Here is a 23,809-nt window from a genome sequence, read left to right on the forward strand (position 1 = left end):
AGCCAGGGCGCACTTCCATGGATTGCTCCCCATTGGCGACCCAGCCCGCCGACTAATTATTTCAAGACGTCATCCGTTCTCATGGGTGAATGGCTGCGGGCGCACGCTCGCGCCGCAACCGCATTGCCAATGCCTCGCGTGGTCGGCGAAGACCGCGTCCCGCATGCCCTGTGAAGGGCGTGACGTCAGCACACCACCCCGAATTCAGGCAGGAACCCCCATGACCGACGCGTTCGAAACCCCTAGCACTCTGGTCCAAGCCCTGGCTCGCCGTGCGGCCCTGACGCCGGACCGCGTGGCCTTGCGTTTCCTCGCCGAAACCGCAGATCAGGCAGTCGTGCTCAGTTATCGCGAACTGGATCAGCGGGCCCGTACGATTGCCGGTGCGTTGCAGGCCGAAACGGATTTTGGCGATCGCGCGGTCCTGTTATTTCCGAGCGGTCCGGATTACGTCGCAGCCTTTTTCGGCTGTCTGTATGCCGGCGTGATCGCGGTGCCGGCCTATCCGCCGGAGTCGAGCAAACGCCATCACCAGGAGCGCCTGCTGTCGATCATCGACGATGCTGAACCGCGCCTGCTGTTGACCAGCGCCGGCCTGCGTGATGCTTTGCAACAGATAGAAGGTGCGCCGCCGCTGCTGTGCGTCGATACCCTCGACTGCACGCTGGCCGAACGTTGGCTTGAGCCAGTCCTGACGCACGACCACCTCGCGTTTCTGCAATACACCTCCGGTTCCACGGCGCTGCCCAAGGGCGTGCAAGTCAGTCACGGCAACCTGGTGGCCAACGAACTGTTGATTCGCCAAGGCTTCGGCATCGATGTGAACCCAGACGATGTGATCGTCAGTTGGTTGCCGCTGTACCACGACATGGGTTTGATCGGTGGCCTGTTGCAGCCTATTTTCAGCGGCGTGCCCTGCGTGTTGATGTCGCCGGCTTATTTTCTCGGCCGGCCATTGCGCTGGCTGGAAGCCATCAGCGAATACGGCGGCACCATCAGCGGTGGGCCGGATTTCGCCTATCGGCTGTGCAGTGAGCGGGTCAGCGAATCGGCGTTGGAACGTCTCGATCTGAGCAGCTGGCGGGTTGCCTATTCCGGGTCTGAACCCATTCGCCTCGACACCCTTGATCGTTTCGCCGAAAAGTTCGCCGTCGCAGGCTTCACTCCGGACTGTTTCATGGCGTCCTACGGACTGGCCGAAGCCACGTTGTTCGTCGCCGGCACGCCCCGCGGCCAGGGCATCGGCAACCTGCGGGTGGATGACCAGGCGCTGGCGCAAAACCGTGCCGAGATGGGCGAGGGCAGCGCAATCATGAGTTGCGGTTTCAGCCAGCCGGATCACGCGGTGCGGGTGGTCGACCCGGTCACGCTTGGCGAGTTGGCCCAGCAGGCGGTCGGCGAAGTCTGGGCCACCGGCCCGAGCATCGCCCATGGCTATTGGCGCAACCCCGAGGCCAGTGCCGAAACCTTTGTGCAACATCAGGGCAGGACCTGGCTGCGCACCGGCGACCTGGGCTTCTTGCATCACGGCGAGCTGTTCATCACCGGGCGCCTGAAAGACATGCTGATCGTGCGTGGACACAACCTTTACCCGCAAGACATCGAGCAGACCGTCGAGCGAGAGGTGGAAGTGGTGCGCAAGGGTCGGGTCGCGGCGTTCGCGGTGACTGTCGACGGTCAGGAAGGTATCGGTATCGCGGCGGAAATCAGCCGCAGCGTGCAGAAAATCCTGCCCCCCGAGGGGCTGATCAAAGTCATTCGCCAGGCAGTGGCCGAGGCCTATCAAGAAACACCGAGCGTGGTGGTGCTGCTCAATCCTGGCGCCTTGCCGAAAACGTCCAGCGGCAAGCTGCAACGTTCGGCCTGCCGCAGCCGCCTGGCCGACGGCAGCCTCGACAGCTATGCGCTGTTCCCAACCGCGACTGTGGCCGATCAAGAGCACCCTCAATCCGCTTGCGAGCTGCAAAGCCTGATCGGGCGCATCTGGGCCGAACAGTTGCAGGTGCCGCAGGTCAGTGCCGACGACCACTTCTTCCTGCTCGGCGGCAACTCGATTGCCGCCACCCAGGTGGTGGCGCGTTTGCGCGAAGTGCTGGGCCTGCAGTTGAACCTGCGCCTGCTGTTCGAAGCGCCAACGCTGGGTGCCTTTACCGCCGCCGTCGCACAGCAGCAACTGGACGGCGGCCTGCCTCAGGGGGCAATCAGCACGTTGTCGCGCAGCGAAGCCTTGCCGCAATCGCTGGCACAAAACCGTCTGTGGATCACCTGGCAACTGGACCCGCACAGCTGCGCCTACAACATCCCCGGCGCCTTGCGGCTGCGCGGGGAACTGGATGAAGCCGCGTTGCTTGGCGGTTTCGAGCAGTTGATCGAGCGGCATGAGTCCCTGCGCACGCGTTTTTTCGAACGCGACGGCGTGGCGCTGCAACAGATCGATGCGCCGGGCGCCTTCAACCTGCAACGCATCGACATCAGCAACCTGCCCGCTGTCGAGCGTGAGGCCCGGGCGCAACAAATCCGTGACGATGAAGCACAGACCCCGTTCGATCTGGAGAAGGGCCCGCTGCTGCGGGTCACCGTGGTGCGCCTTGATGAGGACGATCACCAGTTGCTGGTGACGCTGCACCACATCATCGCCGACGGCTGGTCACTGAACATACTGATCGACGAGTTCGCGCAGTTGTACGCCGCCGCGTCCCAAGGGCAAACGGTGACGCTTGCGCCACTGCCGACCCAGTACGCCGACTATGGCAGCTGGCAGCGTCAATGGCTGGCGCAGGGCGAGAGCGAGCGGCAATTGGCGTACTGGAAAGCGCAATTGGGCGATGACCATCCGACCCTGGATCTGGCCACCGACCACCCGCGCTCAGTGCAACGTCAGCACAGCGCCGCCCGGCACACGGTGAGGCTGGATGCCGGTCTCAGCACCGCCATTCGTCAGACCGCCCAGGCTCATGAGTCCACGTCGTTCATGCTGTTGCTCGCGGCGTTCCAGAGCCTGTTGCACCGCTACAGCGGTCAGCGTGACATCCGCGTCGGCGTGCCCAATGCGAACCGTCCGCGCCTGGAAACCCAGGGCCTGATAGGGTTCTTCATCAACACCCAGGTGCTGCGCGCCGAGCTGGATTCGCGCTTGCCATTCCTGACGCTGCTGGCGCAAACCCGCGTTTCGACACTGGGCGCGCAAGCACATCAGGACTTGCCGTTCGAGCAACTGCTCGAAGCGTTTCCCCAGGCTCGCGAACAGGGCCTGTTCCAGGTGATGTTCAACCACCAGCAACGGGACTTGAGTGCCCTGCGACGCCTGCCTGGGCTGCTTGCCGAAGAGCTGCCGTGGCACAGTCGCGAAGCCAAGTTCGACCTGCAACTGCACAGCGAAGAAGACCGCAACGGCCGATTGAGGCTGTCCTTCGACTACGCCAGCGAGCTGTTCGACGCTTCGACCATCGAGCGCCTGGCCGAGCATTACTGCAACCTGCTGCGCTCTGTCTGCGCGCAACCGCAGACAGCCGTCGGCGACCTGCAAATGCTGGCGTCCAGTGAACTGGAGCAACAAGCCCGCTGGAGCATTTCGCCCTGCGCGCCCGCCAACCAATGGCTGCCGGAGCTGCTGACCGAACAGGCGCGCCAGACGCCCCAGCGCACCGCATTGGTGTGGGAGGGTGGCAGCCTGGATTTCGCCGAACTCCACACCCAGGCCAACCGTCTGGCGCATTACCTGCGCGACAAAGGCGTGGGGCCGGACGTCTGCGTGGCCATCGCCGCCGAGCGTTCGCCACAACTCCTGATCGGCCTGCTGGCCATCATCAAGGCCGGCGGGGCCTATGTGCCGCTGGACCCGGATTACCCTGCCGAACGGCTGGCCTACATGCTGCGTGACAGCGGGGCGGAACTGCTGCTGACGCAAACCCCGTTGCTCGACAGGCTGCCAGCCGCCGACGATGTCAGCGTGATCGCCATGGACGCGCTCCACCTGGAAACCTGGCCGAGCCAGGCGCCGGGCCTGCGTTTGCACGGCGACAACCTGGCGTACGTGATCTATACCTCCGGCTCCACCGGGCAGCCCAAGGGCGTCGGCAACACCCACGCCGCCCTGGCCGAGCGCCTGCAATGGATGCAGAAAACCTACCGCCTCGACGACAGCGACGTGTTGATGCAAAAGGCGCCGATCAGTTTCGACGTGTCGGTCTGGGAGTGCTTCTGGCCGCTGATCACGGGCGCACGGCTGTTGATTGCCGGTCCCGGCGAGCACCGCGATCCCCATCGTATCGCCGAACTGGTCCGGCAATTTGGCGTGACCACGCTGCACTTCGTGCCGCCGCTGCTGGCGTTGTTCATCGAGGAACCGCTCAGTGGCCGATGCTCGAGCCTGCGACGGGTGTTCTCCGGCGGCGAGGCCTTGTCGGCGCAATTGCGCAACCGGGTGCTGGAACACTTGCCGACGGTGCAACTGCACAACCGCTACGGTCCGACCGAAACCGCGATCAACGTGACTCACTGGCATTGCACCGCCGCCGATGACGAGCGTTCGCCGATTGGCCGGCCGTTGGGCAACGTGATTTGCCGTATTTTGGACAGCGACCTCAATCCTCTGCCGGCCGGCGTGCCGGGAGAACTGTGTATCGGTGGCCTCGGCCTGGCGCGCGGGTATCTCGGGCGCCCGGGGCTGACGGCCGAACGCTTTGTCGTCGATCCGTGGGGCGAGCAGGGCGCTCGCCTGTACCGCACCGGCGACCGCGCACGCTGGACGGGCGACGGTGTGATCGAATACCTCGGTCGGCTCGATCAACAGGTCAAGCTGCGCGGTTTTCGCGTCGAGCCGGAAGAAATCCAGGCGCGTTTGTTGGCGCAGGAAGGCGTCGCGCAAGCGGTGGTGCTGGTGCGTGACACCGCTGCGGGCGCCCAACTGGTCGGCTATTACACCGCCACTGAAACCGGTGAGGCCGAAGACGCGCAAAACACCCGCCTGAAAACCGCGCTGGCGGCCGAGCTGCCGCCATACATGGTGCCGGCGCAGCTCATGCGGTTACAGGAAATGCCCCTGGGCCCCAGCGGCAAGCTCGACCGTCGCGCGTTGCCCGAACCTGCCTGGCAGGTCGTCGAGCATATTGAACCGGTGACGGCGCTGGAGCAGCAGATCGCCGGAATCTGGCGCGAAGTCCTGGGGCTGGCGCAAGTGGGGCTGCGTGATGACTTCTTCGCCCTTGGGGGCCACTCGCTGCTGGCCACGCAAATCATCTCGCGCACTCGTCAGGCGTGCGACGTCGAGCTGGCGTTGCGTTCGCTCTTTGAAAACAGTGAACTGGGCGCCTTTGCCGAACAGGTCCGCCTGATTCAGGCCAGCGGCCGGACCAACCAGCAACCGCCGATCGAGAAGGTCGATCGCAGCCAGCCAGTGCCACTGTCCTATTCCCAGCAGCGCATGTGGTTCCTCTGGCAGATGGAACCGGACAGCCCGGCCTACAACGTCGGCGGCATGGCCCGCCTGCGCGGGGTGCTGGATGTCGGGCGCTTCGAGACGGCGTTGCAGGCGCTGATCCTGCGTCATGAAACCTTGCGCACCACGTTCCCGAGCGTCGATGGCGTGGCGCAGCAACGGGTGCATGCAGACATCGGCGTGCGCGTGGACTGGCAGGACTTCTCTGCGCTGGGTGATGACCTGCGTGAACAGCGGGTGAAGACCTTCGCCGATAGCGAAGCGCATCGCCCCTTCAACCTGGAAACCGGGCCGCTGCTGCGGGCCTGCCTGGTCAAGCTCGCTGAGCAGGAGCACTACCTGGTGCTGACCCTGCACCACATCGTCACCGAAGGCTGGGCGATGGACATTTTCGCCCGCGAACTCAGCGTGCTGTACGAAGCGTTCGTCGATGACCGCGAGTCGCCGCTGGCGCCGTTGCCGGTGCAATACCTGGATTACAGCGTGTGGCAGCGCCAGTGGCTGGAGTCCGGCGAGCGCCAGCGCCAGCTCGATTACTGGACCGCGCAACTGGGCCGTGAACACCCGCTGCTGGAACTGCCGGCCGACCGTCCGCGTCCGCCGGTGCAAAGCCATCAGGGCGAGTTGTTCCGGTTTGACCTCAGCGATGACCTCGCCGCAAGGGTCCGGGCATTCAACGCCAACAATGGCCTGACCCTGTTCATGACCATGACCGCCACGCTGGCGGCACTGCTTTACCGGTACAGCGGGCAGACCGACCTGCGTATCGGTGCGCCGGTGGCCAACCGCATCCGTCCGGAAAGCGAAGGTCTGATCGGCGCCTTCCTCAACACCCAGGTGCTGCGTTGCCAGATCGATGGGCAGATGCCGGTCCTTGAGCTGCTGGAGCAGGTGCGGCACACCGTCATCGAAGGACAGTCCCATCAGGATCTGCCGTTCGACCATTTGGTGGAGGCCTTGCAGCCACCACGCAGCGCCGCCTACAACCCGCTGTTCCAGGTGATGTGCAACGTGCAGCGCTGGGAGTTCCAGCAAAGCCGCATGCTCGATGGCATGACGGTCGAATACCTGACCAACGATGCACGGGCAACCAAGTTCGACCTCAACCTGGAAGTCACCGACCTGGATCATCGCCTGGGTTGCTGCCTGACCTACAGCACTGACCTGTTCGACGAGCCGCGCATTGCGCGCATGGCCGCACATTGGCGCAATCTGCTGGAGGCGTTGATCGCCGATCCGCAGCAGCGCCTGAGTGAGCTGCCAATGCTGCAAGCCGTCGAGCAACAGCAGCTGTTCGACAGCCTGGGCGTCGAATCGGGCGAACATCGCCTTGACCAGTGCATTCATCTGCTGTTCGCCGAGCAGGCGTTGCGGCGCAACGAGGCGCCGGCCCTGACCTTCGCCGGACAGACCCTGAGCTATGCCGAGCTCGACAGCCGTGCCAATCGCCTCGCCTGGATGCTGCGTGAGCGCGGCGTCGGCCCGCAGGTGCGTGTCGGCCTGGCGCTGGAGCGTTCCCTGGAGATGGTGATCGGCTTGTTGGCGATCCTCAAGGCAGGTGGTGCCTATGTGCCGCTCGATCCGGAATACCCGCTCGACCGCCTGCATTACATGATCGAAGACAGCGGGGTCGGCTTGCTGCTCAGCGATGCGGCGATGTTTGCGGCCCTCGGCGAGCTGCCACCGGGCATCGCCCGTTGGTGCCTTGAGGAAGATGCTGAGCAATTGGTCGATTACCCGGCTACCGAACTGCCGTCGCTGACTCTGCCGCAACATCATGCCTATCTGATCTACACCTCAGGCTCCACCGGCAAACCCAAAGGCGTGTTGGTGTCCCACGGTGAAGTCGCCATGCATTGCCGTGCGGTCATCGAGCGCTTTGGCATGCGAGCGGACGATTGCGAGCTGCACTTTTATTCGATCAATTTCGACGCCGCGACCGAGCGACTGCTGGTGCCGCTGCTGAGCGGTGCGCAAGTCGTCCTGCGCGCCCAGGGCCAGTGGGATGCCGAAGAAATCTGCGGGCTGATCCGTCGCCATAACGTGAACATCCTCGGCTTCACACCAAGCTACGGCAGCCAGCTGGCACAGTGGCTGGCCACCCAGAGTGAAACCCTGCCGGTGCGCATGTGCATTACCGGCGGTGAAGCCTTGACCGGCGAACATTTGCAGCGCATTCGCGCAGCCTTCAACCCGAGCCTCTTCTTCAACGCCTACGGCCCGACCGAAACCGTGGTCATGCCGTTGGCCTGCCTGGCGCCGCCAGTACTGGAAGAGGGGCTGGGCAGCGTACCGATCGGCAGCGTGGTTGGTGACCGCGTGGCGTACATACTCGACGCCGACCTGGCGCTCGTGCCGCAAGGCGCGACCGGCGAGCTGTATGTCGGTGGCGCGGGCCTGGCCCAGGGTTATCACGAGCGTCCGGGCATCACTGCGGAGCGTTTCGTCGCCAACCCCTTTGCCGGCGGGCGCATGTACCGCACCGGCGATCTGGTGCGCCAGCGCGCCGACGGCCTGGTGGAGTACCTGGGGCGTATCGACCATCAAGTGAAGATTCGCGGTTTCCGTATCGAACTCGGGGAGATCGAAACTCGCCTGCTGGACCACGAAGCGATCCGCGAAGCCGTGGTGCTGGCGCTGGACGCCCCGAGCGGCAAGCAACTGGTCGGCTATCTGGCGACCGACATTGCCGAGCACGGCGAAGTGCAACAGGCGGCCCTGCGCGAGGCGTTGAAGAACCACCTCAAGGCGCAGTTGCCGGAATACATGGTGCCGGCGCACCTGATCCTGCTGGCGGGCATGCCACTGACCGCCAACGGCAAACTCGACCGCCGCGCGCTGCCGGCACCGGACCTGGAGCTGAATCGCCGACACTACGTAGCGCCGACCAACGCACTGGAACTGACCCTGGCGCAGATCTGGTGCGAGGTGCTGAACGTCACCCAGGTCGGCCTCCACGACAACTTCTTCGAGCTGGGTGGCGACTCCATTCTGTCGATCCAGGTGGTGAGCCGCGCGCGGCAGCAGGGCATTCACTTCAGCCCGCGTGACCTGTTCCGGCACCAGACCGTGCAGACCCTGGCCGCCGTGGCCAGTCGCACCGAGCAAATCACTGCCGAGCAAGGCCTGCTCACTGGCGAATCACGACTGACGCCGATTCAGCATTGGTTCTTTGACAGTGATATTCCCCAGCGTCAGCACTGGAACCAGGCCGTGCTGCTGCAACCGGGCGTCATACTCGAAGCTCACCGCCTTGAGCAGGCACTGCTGGCGGTGATCGAGCAGCACGACGCCTTGCGCCTGCGCTTTCGACAGGAGTCGGGCGTCTGGACGGCGGTGCACCAGGCGGTCAGCGACCTGCCGGTGCTGTGGCAGGTGCGAGTCACGTCGATGGACAAATGCGCGGCACTGTTTGCCGATGCGCAACGCAGCCTCGATCTCGAACAGGGGCCGCTGATGCGGGGGTTACTGGTCGATGGGCCCGAGGAGCAGCAGCGGTTGTTCCTGGCGATCCACCATTTGGTGGTCGATGGCGTGTCGTGGCGCGTGTTACTGGACGATCTGCAAAACGTATATCGCCAACTGGAGGCGGGGCAGGCGGTGAAATTGCCGGCGAAAACCAGTGCTTTCAAGGACTGGGCCGCACGCCTGCAGGCCTATGCCAGCAGCGAGTCCCTGCGCGAAGAGCTGGACTGGTGGCAAGGGCAACTGGCGGGGCCAAATGCCGATTTACCCTGCGAGCGTGCCGACGGCGGGCAGCGCCATTGCCACGGCGAAACCGTCAGCGTACGCCTTGGCGCCGAGCACACCCGGCAACTGCTGCAAGAGGCACCGAGTGCCTATCGCACCCAGGTCAACGACCTGTTGCTGACTGCCCTGGCCCGCGTGTTGTGTCGCTGGACGGGCAATGCCTCGGCATTGATTCAACTCGAAGGCCACGGTCGAGAAACCCTGTTCGACGATATCGACCTGACCCGTACCGTCGGCTGGTTCACCAGCGCTTATCCGCTACGGTTGACGCCGGTGAATATCGAGGAAGCCGCCGGGCAGGGCGCCTCGATCAAGGCCATCAAGGAGCAATTGCGTAGCGTGCCCCATAAAGGTCTGGGTTATGGCGTGCTGCGTTACCTCGCCGATCAGCCGTGCCGCGAGGCCGTGGCCTTGTTGCCAGTGGCTCCGATCACCTTCAACTACCTGGGCCAGTTCGACCAGAGCTTCGGCGAGCAGGCGTTGTTCCAGCCGCTGGACGAGCCGGTCGGTGCCGCTCACGATCCGCACGCGCCGCTGCCCAACGAGCTGAGCGTCGACAGCCAGGTTTACGGTGGCGAGCTGGTGCTGCGCTGGACGTTCAGCGCCGAACGTTTCGACGCGCAGACCATCGGCGAATTGGCGCAAGCCTACCTCGGTGAACTGCAAAGCCTGATCAAGCATTGCCTGCGAGACGACACGGGCGGCTTGACCCCGTCCGACTTCCCGCTGGCCAGGCTGACCCAGGTGCAACTTGATGCCTTGCCGGTCGCGGCAGCGCTGATTGAAGACGTTTACCCGCTGACGCCGATGCAAGAGGGCATGTTGCTGCACACCTTACTTGAACCGGGCACCGGCCTCTACTACATGCAGGACCGCTACCGCATCAACAGCACGCTTGATCCGCAGCGTTTTGCCGAGGCCTGGCAAGCGGTGATCGCCCGTCATGAAGCCCTGCGCGCCTCGTTCTGCTGGAACGTCGGCGAAGACATGCTGCAGGTGATCCACAAGCCGGGTCGCACGCCAATCGATTACCTCGACTGGCGCGACATCGCGGATGACCAACAGGAGCCAAAGCTGCAAAGCCTGCTCAAGAGCGAGCGCGAAGCCGGTTTCGATCTGCTCAACCAGGCGCCGTTCCACCTGCGCCTGATTCGTGTCGGCGAAGCGCGTTACTGGTTCATGATGAGCAATCACCACATCCTCATCGATGCCTGGTGCCGTTCGCTGCTGATGAACGATTTCTTCGACATCTACATGGCCCTGGGAGAAGGCCGTGAACCACAATTGGCCCCCGCGCCGCGTTACCGCGACTACATCGGCTGGCTCCAACACCAGAGCCTGGCCGAGGCACGGCAGTGGTGGAAGAACAACCTGCGAGGCTTCGAGCGCACCACGCCCATTCCGAGCGATCGGCCGTTCCTGCGTGAACACGCAGGCGACAGCGGCGGCATGATCGTCGGCGATTGCCATACGCGCCTTGACGCCCGCGACGGCGCGCAATTGCGCGAGCTGGCGCAGGCTCACCAGTTGACCATCAACACCTTCGCCCAAGCAGCGTGGGCCTTGGTGCTGCGGCGCCTGAGCGGTGATCGTGACGTGTTGTTCGGCGTCACCGTGGCCGGGCGTCCGGTGGAAATGCCCGAGATGCAGCGCACCGTCGGACTGTTCATCAACAGTGTCGCGCTGCGGGTGAAGATGCCCGAGGATGATCAGCGCTGCAGCGTGCGCGAATGGTTGAGCGAGTTGCTCGACAGCAACATGCAACTGCGCGAATACGAATACCTGCCGCTGGTGAGCATCCAGGAACACAGCGAGCTGCCCAAGAGCCAGCCGCTGTTCGATAGCCTGTTCGTGTTCGAGAACGCGCCGGTGGAAGTCTCGGTGCTGGATCGTGCGCAAAGCCTCAATGCCACCTCTGATTCCGGCCGGACTCACACCAACTTCCCGTTGACGGCTGTTTGCTATCCGGGCGATGACCTGGGCTTACACCTGTCTTTTGACCAGCGTTATTTCGATGAGTCCACCGTGGAGCGCATGCTCGGCGAGTTCAAACGCTTGCTGTTGGCGCTGGTCCAGGGTTTCCACGGTGACATGGCCGACCTGCCGCTGCTGGGCGTCGAAGAGCAGGATTTCCTGATCAATGGCTGCAACCAGAGCGCCCACGACTACCCGCTGGAGCAGGGTTATGTGGCGCTGTTCGAGGCGCAGGTGGCCGCGCATCCGCAGCGTATCGCCGCCAGTTGCCAGGGCCTGCAACACAGCTACGCCGAGCTCAACCAGCAAGCCAACCGCTTGGGCCACGCGCTGATCGCGGCCGGGGTCGGGCTGGATCAACCCGTGGCCTTGCTGGCCGAACGCAGCCTCGATCTGCTCGGGATGATCATCGGCAGCTTCAAGGCCGGTGCCGGTTACCTGCCGCTGGACCCGGGTCTGCCGAGCCAGCGCCTGAGTCGGATCATCGACCTGAGCCGCACGCCGTTGCTGGTCTGCACCCAGGCCAGCCGCGAACAGGCGCTCGCGTTGTTGGAGGAAACCGCTTGCGCCCACAGGCCACGGCTGTTGATTTGGGAAGAGGTGCAGGCCAGTGCCCTGTCGGTGGCCAATCCGGGTGTCTACAGCGGCCCGGACAACCTGGCCTACGTCATCTACACCTCGGGCTCCACCGGTTTGCCCAAAGGGGTGATGGCGGAGCAGCGCGGCATGCTCAACAACCAGTTGAGCAAGGTCCCGTACCTGAACCTGAGCGAGGCGGATGTGATTGCGCAGACCGCTTCGCAAAGCTTCGACATCTCGGTTTGGCAGTTCCTTGCCGCGCCGTTGTTCGGCGCACGGGTCGACATTGTGCCGAACACCATTGCCCATGATCCGCAGGGGTTGCTGGCGCACGTTTCCTCGCAGGGCATCACCGTGCTGGAAAGCGTACCGTCGCTGATCCAGGGCATGCTCGCTCAGGAACGCATGAGTCTGGATGGCCTGCGCTGGATGTTACCGACCGGCGAAGCGATGCCGCCGGAACTGGCTCATCAATGGTTATTGCGCTATCCGGATATCGGGTTGGTGAATGCCTACGGGCCGGCGGAGTGCTCGGACGACGTGGCGTTTTTCCGCGTCGACCTGGCCTCGACCCGTGGCAGCTACCTGCCCATTGGTACCCCCACCGACAACAACCGTTTGTATCTGCTCGATGGCGCGCTGGAACTGGTGCCGTTGGGGGCTGTGGGCGAGTTGTGCGTGGCCGGCACCGGGGTTGGCCGCGGCTATGTCAGCGATCCGTTGCGTACTGCCCAGGTGTTCGTGCCTGACCCGTTTGGTGAGCCGGGCGAGCGCTTGTATCGCACCGGTGACCTGGCTCGTCGGCGCAGCGACGGCGTGCTGGAGTACGTCGGCCGTATCGACCATCAGGTGAAAATTCGTGGCTATCGCATCGAGCTGGGTGAAATCGAAGCGCGCCTGCATGAACAGCCAGAGGTGCGTGAAGCGGCGGTCGGTGTGCAGGAGGGGGTGAATGGCAAGCATCTGGTCGGTTATCTGGTGGCGGTTGATGCCACTCTGAGCCCGAGCGATCGGTTGGAGCGCATCAAGCAGCACCTGCGTGCCGAGCTGCCGGAATACATGGTCCCGCTGCACTGGTTGTGGCTGGAGCGCATGCCGCTCAACGCCAACGGCAAACTGGATCGCAAGGCCTTGCCGGCGCTGGAGATCGGCCAGTTGCAGAGCGAGGATTACCGGGCGCCGCGCAATGAACTGGAACAGACCCTGGCTGATATCTGGGCCGAGGTCTTGAAGGTCGAGCAGGTGGGCATTCGCGACAATTTCTTCGAACTGGGTGGACATTCGCTGCTGGCGACGCAAATTGCTTCACGGGTGCAGAAAACCCTGCAACGGGATGTGCCGCTGCGGGCGATGTTCGAATGCAGCACGGTGCAGGAACTGGCGGAGTACATCGAAGGGTTGGCGGCCAGTGAAATCACCGGGGAGAAGGCGGATCGGTTGAACGACCTGATGGCGGAGTTGGAGGGCTTGTAATCTCCGGTGTCTGTTGCGGCCTCATCGCGGGCAAGCCCGCTCCCACAGGGGATTTGTGTACGACACAAAAACCTGTGGGAGCGAGCTTGCTCGCGATGGGGCCGCCACAGACCCCACACCCCGCCATATACAATCAAGTACATTTCCCCGATTGACGATCCGCCACCGCCCCCTCAGTCTGCCACTTCTCTTTCTCGCAGAGGAACCAGTCGATGCCCTTCGTAACGATTGACGGACAACCCCTTCATTACATTGACGAGGGTTCCGGCCCGGCGGTATTGCTGGCCGGCAGCTACCTGTGGGACCAGGCCATGTGGGCACCGCAGATTGCCGCACTGTCGCCGCATTACCGGGTCATTGCCCTGGACCTGTGGGGCCACGGCGAGTCCGGGCGCTTGCCCGACGGCACCGCGAATCTTGACGACATCGCCCGCCAGGCCTTGGTGTTGCTCGACCATTTGGACATCGATCGGGTCACCCTGGTGGGCCTGTCGGTCGGTGGCATGTGGGGCGCGCGCCTGGCGCTGGCGGCGCCACAGCGGATCAATGGCCTGGTGCTGATGGACACCTATCTCGGCGCCGAGCCTGAGCCCACCCGCCAGTATTATTTCTCGCTGCTCAAGCAGATCGAAGACAGCGGCGTGATCGCCCCCCAACAGCTCGATATCATCGTGCCGATCTTCTTCCGTCCGGGCATCGATCCAGAGTCGGCGCTCTATCGCGACTTTTACCAGGCTCTCGCGGCGCTGCCCGCTGAGCGCCTGCGCCAGAGCATTGCTCCGATGGGGCGGATCACCTTCGGGCGCGACGATTTCCTTTCACGCCTGCCCGAGTTGAACCCGGCCACCACGCTGGTGATGGGCGGCGATCAGGACAAGCCGCGACAAGCGGCCGAGGCTCGGGAAATGGCCGAATTGATTGGCTGCCCGTATGTCGAGGTGCCGCAAGCGGGGCATATCTCCAACCTGGAGAACCCAGCGTTCGTGACCGAGACGTTGTTGATGTTCCTGAGCGAAAGAAACCGCTAGCTTTCTTTAGGAGCGAGCTTGCTCGCGATGACGGAGTGTCAGCCAGCACATGCATTGACTGACACACCCTCATCGCGAGCAAGCTCGCTCCTACAGGGAACGGTTACTTCGGCCCGAGAATCTTCACCAACTTGTCCGGCGAAGGGGCGCCCTGCTGCTGTTGCAGCTCACCCTTGTCATCCATGTAGAAAATTGCCGGCGTCGCCTGCAATTCAAGTTCTTCCATCAACTGCATGTTCGCCGCCAGTTTCGCCTGAATGGCAGGTGGTACGTCTTTGAGCGCCTTGAGCGTGCTGGCCTTGCCCGCTGACTCGTGGTCCTGCAGGGCTTTTTGCGGGTCCTTGGCGGCCAGCAATGCCGCCGACTTACCCGGGCTGTCTTCGCGGATGATGCCCACCATGATGTGCCGCAACTGCACCTTGCCGGCCTTGACCCACGGCCGCGCCTGCTCCCAGAACATGTTGCAGTAAGGGCAGTTCGGGTCACTGAACAGATAGACCGTGCGCGGCGCATCCTTGTTGCCGTCCTGGATCCAGTCACTGGCTTCGAACTTGGCCCAGACTTCCTTGGCCATCGGCGCATACACCAGTTTCTGCAGCGGTGCGCTGCTCAGGTCATTGCCGGCTTCGTCGTACAGATTGCCCAACAACACATGCTTGCCGTCCGGGGTCAGGTACAGCGCGATGCCTCGGTTCTGGTACTGCGCGGCGTACCCGCGCAGGCCGTCGGGCGCGTCGAACTGGCCCACGATTTTGGCGCCTTTGGCTTCGATCTTCTTGATCGCAGCAGGCAATTCTTCGGCAGCCTGCACCGCTGGCAGGTGCAGCAGGGCTGCGCCGAGGGTCAGTGTCAGCAGGTGGCGGAGGCGGGGCATGGCAGTTTCCTTGACGAGGTGGCCGGTGCGGCCGGATTCGGAGTTTCGAAGTTTTCCAGGGCACGGGCCAGGCTGGCTTCCGACAGTTCGCCCAGGTGGCTGCCCAGCAGGCGACCGTCAGGGCTGTAAAACAGCGTAGTTGGCAGCGCCATGGAACCCACGGCCTGACCCAGGCGGCCGCTGCCATCGAACAGCACGTTGGACAGGCTCAGGCCCTGGGTTTCCAGGAACGTACTGACGCTTTGCATGCTTTCGGCCTGATTGACGAACAGGAAGGTCAGGTCTGGCCGACGTTGCTGGGCACTCTCCAGCACCGGCATTTCCCGGCGACACGGCGGGCACCAGGTGGCCCAGAGGTTGATCACCAGCGGCCCGCCCTGGTAGTCCGCCAACTGCACGGTTTCCCCGGCGGCATTTCGCAAGGCAATGTCCGGCAAACGCGTACCTTGCTCGTAAAGGCTCAGCGAGAAGGTTGCCAGCAACCAGAACGCCAGGCCGCTGGCCACGCCATAACCCAACGGACGGCGCAGACCCGGACGACGCCAGCCGCGATACAGCGCCGCGAGCAGCAGCACGATCACCCCGGGCAGGGCAAGGAAGCCGCCATCGCGCAGGTCGATCACCTGCCATGGATCGTTGTGATAGTGCATCCAGTACAGCGCGACGAAACTGATCCGCGCGGCGAGCATGCCCAGCAGGAACAGACTGAAAAGGACGGACTCGGGGTTCTCGCCACCACGCTTGGCCGCGCGCCAGCCGACAAACGTCGCCAGCGCCAGCGCACTGATCAGCAGCAGATGATTAAGCGCGATGGCAAACGTACCGAGGGTCAAAGTCAGCATTAGCGGGCTTCTCGGGTGGTGGTCCAGCGTTGCAGGAAGGTGTCAGCGTCCACCTCGCCCGTGATGCGCTGGCTGCGGCGTTCTTCGCCGTCGGCGCCGATCCACAGGAACGTCGGTGGGCCCGGGACTTTGTAACGGGCCAGCAGTTCGCGGCTGGCGGCGTTGTCGGCAGTGACGTCCAGGCGCAACAGGCGCACATCACTCAGGGCGTCGAGCACGCGGGCCTGGCCGAATACCTGTGTTTCCATGATTTTGCACGGCCTGCACCAGTCGGCGTAGTAGTCCAGCAGTACCCACTGACCCTCGGTTTTCGCCGCATCCAGTTCCCGCTGCAGAGCCGTGGGGTCACTGACCGTGGTGAAGGCTTCGTGGCCGACAGCGCGACCCGCGGCAGCGGTCTTCAACCCGCTGTAGACGTGCAACGGCTGGTACAGATCATCGCTGCCGCCTGCCGCGCCGACGATCAGCAGGCTGCCCCACAAACCGAGCAACAGCGAGCTGGCGCCAAACAGACGTGCCAGGCGCCCGAATCCGTCCGACTGTTTCCAGGCGCTGTAGGCGGCAATCAACAACAGGGCGCCGCACAGGCCTAGCCAGAGCGATGGATTGAGCACTGGCCGCAACATCAGCAGTGCGGTGGCCAGGAACAGGAAACCGAATACGCCCTTGACCAGGTTCATCCAGGCACCGGGCTTGGGCATGAAGCGGTTCCCCACCGTCACCAGCAGCAACAGCGGCACACCGATGCCGATGCCCAGGGCGAACAGAATCAGCCCGCCGTGCAGCGCATTGCCGCTTTGCGCGATATAGAGCAGGGCACCGGCCAGCGGCGCCGTCATGCAAGGCCCCACCAGCAGGCCGGACAAAGCGCCCAGCACGCCGGCGCCGAGCAGGCTGCCACCGCGCTGATTGCGCGAGACATTCTCCAGGCGATCACGCACGGCGACCGGCAGTTGCAGTTCGAAGAAGCCGAACATCGGCAACGCCAGCAGTACGAACACGGCGGCGAAGCTGCCGAGCAACCATGGGTTTTGCAACCACGCCTGCAAGTTCGCCCCGAGCAGCGCCGCGATGACGCCCATCGCCGCGTACACCAGGGCCATGCTCACCACGTAGCTGGTGGCCAGGGCAAAGCCGCGCTTGGGCGTAGCGCCGCTGCCGACGATCAAACCGGCCAGGATCGGCAGCATAGGCAACGAGCAAGGTGTAAAGGCCAGTAACAGGCCCAGGCCGAAGAACACCAGCAGGCTCCAGCCCAGCGCCCGTTGTTGCAGGCTGCTGGCCAGGGCTTGATCCGGGGCTTCGCCGCCGGTTTGAGCGACGGCTGCGCCACCCAGGTCGATGACCCGAGTCTGCGGCGGATAACACAGGCCTGCGTCGGCGCAGCCTTGATAGCTGACCTTGATCGAACCGCTGGCGCTGGCCGGGATCTTCACTTCCACGCCCTGGCGATACACCGGTTGCTCGCCGAAAAACTCGTCGCTGTGGGCTTCGCCATCGGGCAGCGTCGGCTGGTTTTGCGCGGCCAACCCGTCGAACTTCATGCGCTTCTGATAGAGGTAGTAGCCCTGGGCGATCTGCCAGAACAGCTGGGTTTCACCGGACTCCAGACGTTCAGAGGTGAGGACGAAGGCTTTGTCCACGGGCAAAAAATCCGGCTTTGACGCGAAGGGATCTGTGCCTGCCTGGGCCAGTCCCGAGATCAACAGAACGAACAGTAGAAAGAAGTGACGCATGAAAAAGCCTTGTTCCTGTGCAAGTGATTGCACATTAGAGATGAGTGATTAACCGGTGATTAACCGCGATTTTTACGTGGTTTGCCCGCAATCCCCTTTTACCGTCAACAGGGTAAACCACCGCCGCGCTTCTCGTCAGGGCGGTCGCTTGCCATAATTGCGGCTTAATCCGCAGCTGGTTGACTCTGGCTTTTACCACGGGAGTTCCCATGCACGTACTGGTTTGCGAAGACGATGAGTTGATCGCCAGCGGGATCGTCGCCGGGCTCACGGCTCAGGGCCTGACTGTGGAGCACGTCAATACGGCGTCCAAGGCACGGGCGATGCTCAAGGTTGCGGAGTTCGACGTGATGGTGCTCGACCTCGGCCTGCCCGATGAAGACGGTTTGAAGCTGTTGCAGCAGTTGCGCCACAGCGGCCTGGAAATCCCTGTGTTGATCCTGACCGCGCGCGATTCGGTGACCGATCGGGTCGATGGCCTGCAAGCGGGGGCCGACGATTATCTGCTCAAACCGTTCGATCTGCGTGAACTGGCCGCCCGCCTGCACACGCTGCTGCGACGCGTGGCGGGGCGCAGCGTCAACCTGATCGAGCACGGTCGCCTGACGTACGACCCGAGCAGCCGCGAGACCCTGCTCGGCGGCCAGCCAGTGGACTTGTCCCGGCGTGAACAGTCGCTGTTGCAGGCTTTGCTGCACAACCGTGGCCGGGTGCTGTCGACCGAGCAACTGAAAGACAGCGTCTACGGCTTCAATGACGAACTGGAAAGCAACGCCCTCAACGTGCATATCCATCACCTGCGGCGCAAACTCGGCAATGGCATTGTCGAGACGGTGCGCGGCCTGGGTTATCGCCTGGGGCCGGCCGACGGTGGAGAAGAATCCAAGTGATGAGCCTGCGTGTGCGCTTGAGCCTGACCCTGGGCGCTGCTTTTGCGCTGATCTGGGCGCTGGCGGCGGCCTGGATGCTCAGTGACCTGCGCAACCAGATGATGTTTTCCCTCGACCAGCGGCTGGTGGCCTCGGCGCGCATGGTCGCCGGGCTGATGGAGCAATTGCCGGCCCTGCCGACCAAGGGCGAGGGCACCCATTTCAGCGCCGAACAACTGAACATTCCGGGCGGTATGGCGTGCCAGGTCAGCTCCTTGCGCGGTGAAATCCTTGCCCGCAGTCACACCGACCCGCAGCAAACCCTGGAAGCCGAGAAAATGGGCTTTCACGATCAGATCATCGATGGCGCGCCGTGGCGCAGCTTCACCCTGGCCCGTGGCGACCTGCGCATCACCACGGCAGACCGGCAGATCGAGCGTGAAGCCCTGAACATGTCGATCCTGCTGGCTGCCTCGGTGCCGGTCGGTGTGGCACTGCTGGGTTGTCTGTGCCTGCTGTGGCTGGGCATCGGCCAGGGGCTGGCGCCGCTCAACCGCATGCGCGATGCCTTGATGCGCCGCAGCGCCGATTCCCTGGAACCCTTGCAGATCCAGCCGCTGCCCAGTGAGTTGAAGCCGCTGCTGGATACCCAGAACCAGCTGCTACAGCGCATCGGCAAGACCATCGAGCGCGAGCGCCGTCTCACGGGCGATGCCGCCCATGAGTTGCGCAGCCCACTGACGGCCATCAAGACCCACCTGCAAGTGGCGCGCATGACCGAAGGCGCGGCGCGGGACCAATCCCTGGCCAAGGCTGAGGAGGGGGCCGACCGCATGCACCGGACCCTCGAACAATTGCTGTTGCTGGCGCGGGTCGAGGGCAGCCTGTCATTCGATGACGGCGTGCAATGCGATGCCGAACAGGTGGCGAAACTGGCGATTCAGGACGCCGCCAGCGGTGAACGCCAGCGCATCACCTTCAAACCGGCGTCGACGCTGTCCCATGCGCCGGTGCAAATGCCTGCCGTGCTGTCGATAGCCGCGCTGCGCAATCTGCTGGACAACGCCCTGCGCCATACGCCGAACGACGGCCCGGTGGAGCTGAGCCTCGAAACCCGCGATAACCGCGTACGATTCGTGGTCCGCGACCATGGCCCGGGTATTGCGGCGGACGATCTGCAACACCTGACCCAGCGTTTCTGGCGCAACGGCCAGAGCACCGGCTGCGGCCTGGGGCTGGCGATTGTCCAGGCCATCGTCCAGCGCTGCGGCTGTACCCTGCATTTCGACAGCCGGCCGGATGGCCTTCGGGTGGAACTGACGATGCCGTTGCAGTCGGTTTGACAGCCCGTAATCTCCCACAATAGCTTTGTGCACGACGACAATTCACGGTGGGAGCGGGCTTGCCCGCGATGGCGCCAGCACAGGCAATGAGGTTCTTTGCCAGTCCCACATCAAATGTAACGCCTCTCCATTAGCCTTGCCCCCACCCCAGCGCTATCTTGCATCGCAGCTTTCTCTCAATGGATTGAGGTAACAGCTCCATGCAATCACCCCTGCAAGTCTGCAAAGCCAGCCCTGCCGACACCGGCATCATCAGCCGCATCATCGAGCGATCGATACGCGTCGGCTGTGCCCTCGACCACCGCAATGACCCCCACACCCTCGCCATCTGGACCCGCAACAAAACCCTCGAACATATCCAGCCATGGTTGGCTGACCCCCGGCTGTACCTCAACATCGCCCTGCTGCAGGACAAACCGGTCGGCGTTGCGATGGCCACCCTCAGTGGCCGGCTGGCCCTTTGTTATGTGCTGCCGGAGTGGTTTCGCCGTGGCGCCGGGCGAGCGCTGGTGCACGACGCTGAAAGTTGGCTGATCGAGCAGGGGCGGGTGGAGGTGCACCTCAACAGCACGCGCACTGGCGAGCCTTTTTATTGCCACCTCGGTTATCAGCCCTGCGCGCAAGCCTTCACCACCGCCGGTCTGCACGCCATCCCCATGCAGAAGGCCCTGGCACGATCAGCAGAGAAACCTGACCAAGGGGCTAAATCCTCGGTGCGCTAATGCGTTTCCAGAACAGGAAAACCTACTGAAGGGTCGAGAGATGTCAGTCGCTACCAGCCTTGTGGAAGATCAGTCGGCCCGGACGACGCCGGCCGAAATGCTTTATCAATTCAACGACTCGCCGTTACTTACCCGCCAGAGCCAGCAGGAATCCAATGCCCGCAGCTACCCGCGACGCATTCCCCTGGCCCTCAAGCGCGCCAAGGGCATTCATGTCGAAGATGTCGAGGGGCGTCGCTTCATCGACTGCCTGGCCGGCGCGGGAACGCTGGCGCTGGGGCATAACCACCCCGTGGTGATCGACGCGATCCAACAGGTGCTGGCCGATGAACTGCCGCTGCACACCCTCGACCTGACTACGCCAGTCAAGGATCAGTTTGTCCAGGACCTGTTCGGCCTGCTGCCGCCAGCGCTGGCTGCGCAAGCGAAAATCCAGTTCTGCGGTCCGACCGGCACCGACGCCGTGGAAGCAGCGTTGAAACTGGTGCGCACCGCCACCGGACGCAGCACCGTGGTGTCGTTCCAGGGCGGTTACCACGGCATGAGCCAGGGCGCATTGAGCCTGATGGGCAGCCTGGGGCCGAAAAAGCCGATGGGTGCGCTGCTCGGCAACGGCGTGCAGTTCATGCCCTATCCCTACGACTATCGTTGCCCGTTTGGCCTGGGCGGTGCGCAAGGCGTGCAGGCCAATCTCAATTACCTCGAAAACCTGCTGAACGATCCCGAGGCCGGCGTGCAATTGCCGGCTGCCGTGATTGTGGAAGTGGTGCAGGGGGAGGGCGGGGTGATTCCCGCTGACCTCGACTGGTTGCGCGGTTTGCGGCGCATTACCGAGCAGGCGGGGGTAGCGCTGATCGTCGATGAAATCCAGAGCGGTTTTGCTCGCACCGGCAAGATGTTCGCCTTCGAGCACGCCGGAATCATCCCGGACGTGGTGGTGATGTCCAAGGCCATCGGCGGCAGCCTGCCATTGGCGGTGGTGGTTTACCGCGACTGGCTCGACACCTGGCTGCCGGGCGCCCATGCTGGCACGTTCCGTGGCAATCAGATGGCCATGGCCGCGGGTTCCGCGGTGATGCGTTATCTGGTCGAACACAAGGTTTGCGATCACGCTGCCTCCATGGGCGAACGGTTGAGCGAGCACTTGCGCATCCTGCAGCGCGATTTCCCGCAACTGGGCGACATTCGTGGGCGCGGCCTGATGCTTGGCGTAGAACTGGTCGACCCGACAGGTACGCCGGATGCCCTGGGCCATCCGCCGGCATTTGGGCGACTGGCACCGCTGGTCCAGCGCGAATGCCTCAAGCGCGGGCTGATTCTCGAACTCGGTGGCCGCCATGGCGCGGTGGTGCGCTTCCTGCCGCCGCTGGTCATTACCGCAGCGGAAATTGATCAGGTGGCAGGGATTTTCGGTCGAGCAATGGCTGCAGCGACCGCCAGCCTCTAAATTTTTCGAATCCCGCAACGTTCTTCCAACATAACGGCTGCGCACACGGCACAGCCCACCCAACAGCGATGGAGAGACACCATGACTTCAGTATTCGACCGCGAGGACATCCTCTTCCAGGTGGTGGTCAACCACGAAGAGCAATACTCTATCTGGCCCGATTACAAAGCCGTACCCGAAGGCTGGCGCACCGTGGGCAAGAGCGGCCTGAAAAAGGAATGCCTGGCCTACATCGAAGAAACCTGGACGGACATGCGGCCGTTGAGCCTGCGCAAGAAGATGGAAGAGCAGGCGGCGGTGGCGCACTAAAACTCTTTTGGTGGGCCTGCTGATGGAGGCATATCCATTGCTGCAGTAACGGCCGCTTATGGTTTCGCTCTTACAGCGGGTCACTTTGGCCCCTGTAGGAGTGGGCTTGCCCCGGGCGGCGTTCCGACGATGGCGGCCTGACGGTGTACATATCCGTTGCTGCGGTAACGGCCGCTTATGGTTTCGCCCTTACGGCGACTCACTTTTTACAAGCGCCCGGAATGCCGGCCCAGAAAAAAGTAAGCAAAAAACGCTCGCCCCAGCGTACGGCCCCTCGCTGACGCTCGGGGTTCCTTCGCTCCGGCATCCATCCGGGGACATCGCCTACGGTTTGCTGCGCTGCACCTCCTCTCGATGTGTGCGGCTTCGCCGCACGGCGCTGCGCGCCCACTCCCCGGATGAATGCCTCCACTCAGCCTTCCGAAGGGGCGGGTGGATCAAAAGCCTGCAAGGCGAGCTAACGCTCGGCCTTGTGGTTTGGTTGGGTTGGCGCTGTCCCTGTGGGAGCGGCGGTGCGACGATTCGACTTGCTCGCGAAGGCGGCCGACCAGCCGGCCCATTATCTGCTGGTGTACCCGCCCCCTGTAGGAGCGAGCATGCTCGCGATGGTCGTCAACGATGACGCTGGCTGCCTGACACCCCGCGGTGCCTGATCCACCATCGCGAGCATGCTCGCTCCTACAGGGGACAGTGTTATTTCTGTGTCCGCTCTGGCGCGGGCTCCAACACCTTTACCACATCATCCACCAACGCCTTGCCCATCTGCGTCAGGTAATGCGCGGCCCAGGCGTGTCGGTCGGAATCGCGGGTGTAGGCGGCGTCCTCGGTCAGGCCTTTGGCCAGGAACAGGAAATCGGAAGCCATGGACAATGCGTCAACGAGCGGGACGTTGCGAGAGACGCGGAAGAGTGGATTGTCGGTGCAGTAGATGAGGGGTGTGAGGCCGATGGTTTTGAGTTCGGCGGAGCTTGATGATTTTGTTGCTTTCACTGTATTTACTCCTCGGGTTAAGGAGCTGCCATGTTCGTTTCCAAGCGAAGGGGTGGCAGCTGTACGCAGGTTGGAAAACCGGGAACCGAGGAACCGGCACGCCAGAGGGCGTCCCGCGCACAGCCGCCATCAAACCAGAACGCACGCGTAAAACGGATGCATTCTGAGGGTTGCTAGGTGCGCTTCGGTATGACGGGTTTCCAAGCCCGATCGCTGAATGCTCAGCGACGATCCGAGACTATCCCGCCAAAGAAACGCGCAACAAGGCATCAAAGTGCCCAACAGCAAGATTCGGAGTTTGCCTACAAAGGGCAGTAGGAAGCATCCGATATTTCGTCACATCAATTAAACACAAGTCTCGGGTTTGCATAAAACACTGTGGGAGCGGCGGTGCGACGATTCGACTTGCCCGCGATGGTCGTCAACGATGACGCGG

Annotated in this window: 11 protein-coding genes; 7 read left to right on the forward strand and 4 right to left on the reverse strand. The window is 63.3% G+C overall.

What is annotated here, in order from left to right:
• Positions 1 to 220: 220 nt before the first annotated feature.
• Both AB4O36_RS05065 and AB4O36_RS05070 read left to right on the forward strand, forming a co-directional pair.
• The gene (locus AB4O36_RS05065) at positions 221 to 13,213 is read left to right on the forward strand and encodes a non-ribosomal peptide synthetase (RefSeq protein ID WP_460141169.1); all 12,993 of its coding nucleotides are present in this window, start codon (positions 221 to 223) and stop codon (positions 13,211 to 13,213) included.
• A 212-nt stretch (positions 13,214 to 13,425) separates the two neighbouring features.
• A complete protein-coding gene (locus tag AB4O36_RS05070; protein WP_460141170.1) occupies positions 13,426 to 14,241 on the forward strand; it encodes an alpha/beta fold hydrolase in 816 nt (271 codons plus the stop codon).
• Between the two features lie 103 nt (positions 14,242 to 14,344).
• Here AB4O36_RS05070 and dsbG read toward each other — a convergent pair whose 3' ends face one another.
• Genes dsbG through dsbD form a run of 3 tightly spaced genes read right to left on the reverse strand, consistent with a single transcriptional unit; the run spans position 14,345 to position 17,693 of the window.
• Positions 14,345 to 15,115: a thiol:disulfide interchange protein DsbG gene (dsbG, locus tag AB4O36_RS05075; protein ID WP_460122163.1), complete on the reverse strand. Its 771-nt coding sequence runs from the start codon at positions 15,113 to 15,115 to the stop codon at positions 14,345 to 14,347.
• Positions 15,091 to 15,957 (reverse strand): TlpA family protein disulfide reductase, encoded by an 867-nt coding sequence (locus AB4O36_RS05080; RefSeq protein ID WP_460141171.1) that lies wholly within the window; start codon positions 15,955 to 15,957, stop codon positions 15,091 to 15,093. Before AB4O36_RS05080 ends, dsbG begins: the two co-directional genes overlap by 25 nt.
• Entirely contained in the window at positions 15,957 to 17,693 is a 1,737-nt protein-coding gene (gene dsbD, locus AB4O36_RS05085) for a protein-disulfide reductase DsbD (RefSeq protein WP_460141172.1), read from the reverse strand. The genes AB4O36_RS05080 and dsbD overlap by 1 nt, the downstream gene beginning before the upstream one ends.
• Positions 17,694 to 17,902: 209 nt before the next feature.
• Here dsbD and AB4O36_RS05090 point away from each other — a divergent pair, with 209 nt between their 5' ends.
• From AB4O36_RS05090 to AB4O36_RS05110, 5 genes are all read left to right on the forward strand, one after another.
• Positions 17,903 to 18,583, forward strand: a complete 681-nt coding sequence (locus AB4O36_RS05090) for a response regulator (RefSeq protein WP_192306311.1) — start codon at positions 17,903 to 17,905, stop codon at positions 18,581 to 18,583.
• Positions 18,580 to 19,905, forward strand: a complete 1,326-nt coding sequence (locus AB4O36_RS05095; protein ID WP_460122171.1) for an ATP-binding protein — start codon at positions 18,580 to 18,582, stop codon at positions 19,903 to 19,905. The genes AB4O36_RS05090 and AB4O36_RS05095 overlap by 4 nt, the downstream gene beginning before the upstream one ends.
• A gap of 200 nt (positions 19,906 to 20,105) precedes the next feature.
• Positions 20,106 to 20,627 (forward strand): GNAT family N-acetyltransferase, encoded by a 522-nt coding sequence (locus tag AB4O36_RS05100; RefSeq protein ID WP_460122172.1) that lies wholly within the window; start codon positions 20,106 to 20,108, stop codon positions 20,625 to 20,627.
• A gap of 40 nt (positions 20,628 to 20,667) precedes the next feature.
• Positions 20,668 to 22,074 carry a diaminobutyrate--2-oxoglutarate transaminase gene (locus AB4O36_RS05105; protein WP_460122174.1) on the forward strand — a complete coding sequence of 469 codons (1,407 nt, stop codon included), beginning with the start codon at positions 20,668 to 20,670 and terminating at the stop codon, positions 22,072 to 22,074.
• Between the two features lie 81 nt (positions 22,075 to 22,155).
• Positions 22,156 to 22,383 carry an MbtH family protein gene (locus tag AB4O36_RS05110; RefSeq protein WP_008033724.1) on the forward strand — a complete coding sequence of 76 codons (228 nt, stop codon included), beginning with the start codon at positions 22,156 to 22,158 and terminating at the stop codon, positions 22,381 to 22,383.
• Between the two features lie 693 nt (positions 22,384 to 23,076).
• Here the strand turns inward: AB4O36_RS05110 and AB4O36_RS05115 are convergent.
• Complete coding sequence (locus tag AB4O36_RS05115) at positions 23,077 to 23,373, reverse strand: DUF3077 domain-containing protein (protein ID WP_460122176.1); 297 nt, start codon at positions 23,371 to 23,373, stop codon at positions 23,077 to 23,079.
• Between the last annotated feature and the right edge of the window lie 436 nt (positions 23,374 to 23,809).

The organism is Pseudomonas sp. S2_E01 (assembly GCF_054668365.1).

Excerpts from the sequence above, each read along its gene's own strand:
- AB4O36_RS05110 (WP_008033724.1), top strand. The coding sequence starts at position 22,156 with ATGACTTCAGTATTCGACCGCGAGGACATCCTCTTCCAGGTGGTGGTC.
- AB4O36_RS05065 (WP_460141169.1), top strand. The coding sequence starts at position 221 with ATGACCGACGCGTTCGAAACCCCTAGCACTCTGGTCCAAGCCCTGGCT.
- dsbD (WP_460141172.1), bottom strand. The coding sequence starts at position 17,693 with ATGCGTCACTTCTTTCTACTGTTCGTTCTGTTGATCTCGGGACTGGCC.
- AB4O36_RS05100 (WP_460122172.1), top strand. The coding sequence starts at position 20,106 with ATGCAATCACCCCTGCAAGTCTGCAAAGCCAGCCCTGCCGACACCGGC.
- AB4O36_RS05080 (WP_460141171.1), bottom strand. The coding sequence starts at position 15,957 with ATGCTGACTTTGACCCTCGGTACGTTTGCCATCGCGCTTAATCATCTG.
- dsbG (WP_460122163.1), bottom strand. The coding sequence starts at position 15,115 with ATGCCCCGCCTCCGCCACCTGCTGACACTGACCCTCGGCGCAGCCCTG.
- AB4O36_RS05105 (WP_460122174.1), top strand. The coding sequence starts at position 20,668 with ATGTCAGTCGCTACCAGCCTTGTGGAAGATCAGTCGGCCCGGACGACG.
- AB4O36_RS05090 (WP_192306311.1), top strand. The coding sequence starts at position 17,903 with ATGCACGTACTGGTTTGCGAAGACGATGAGTTGATCGCCAGCGGGATC.
- AB4O36_RS05070 (WP_460141170.1), top strand. The coding sequence starts at position 13,426 with ATGCCCTTCGTAACGATTGACGGACAACCCCTTCATTACATTGACGAG.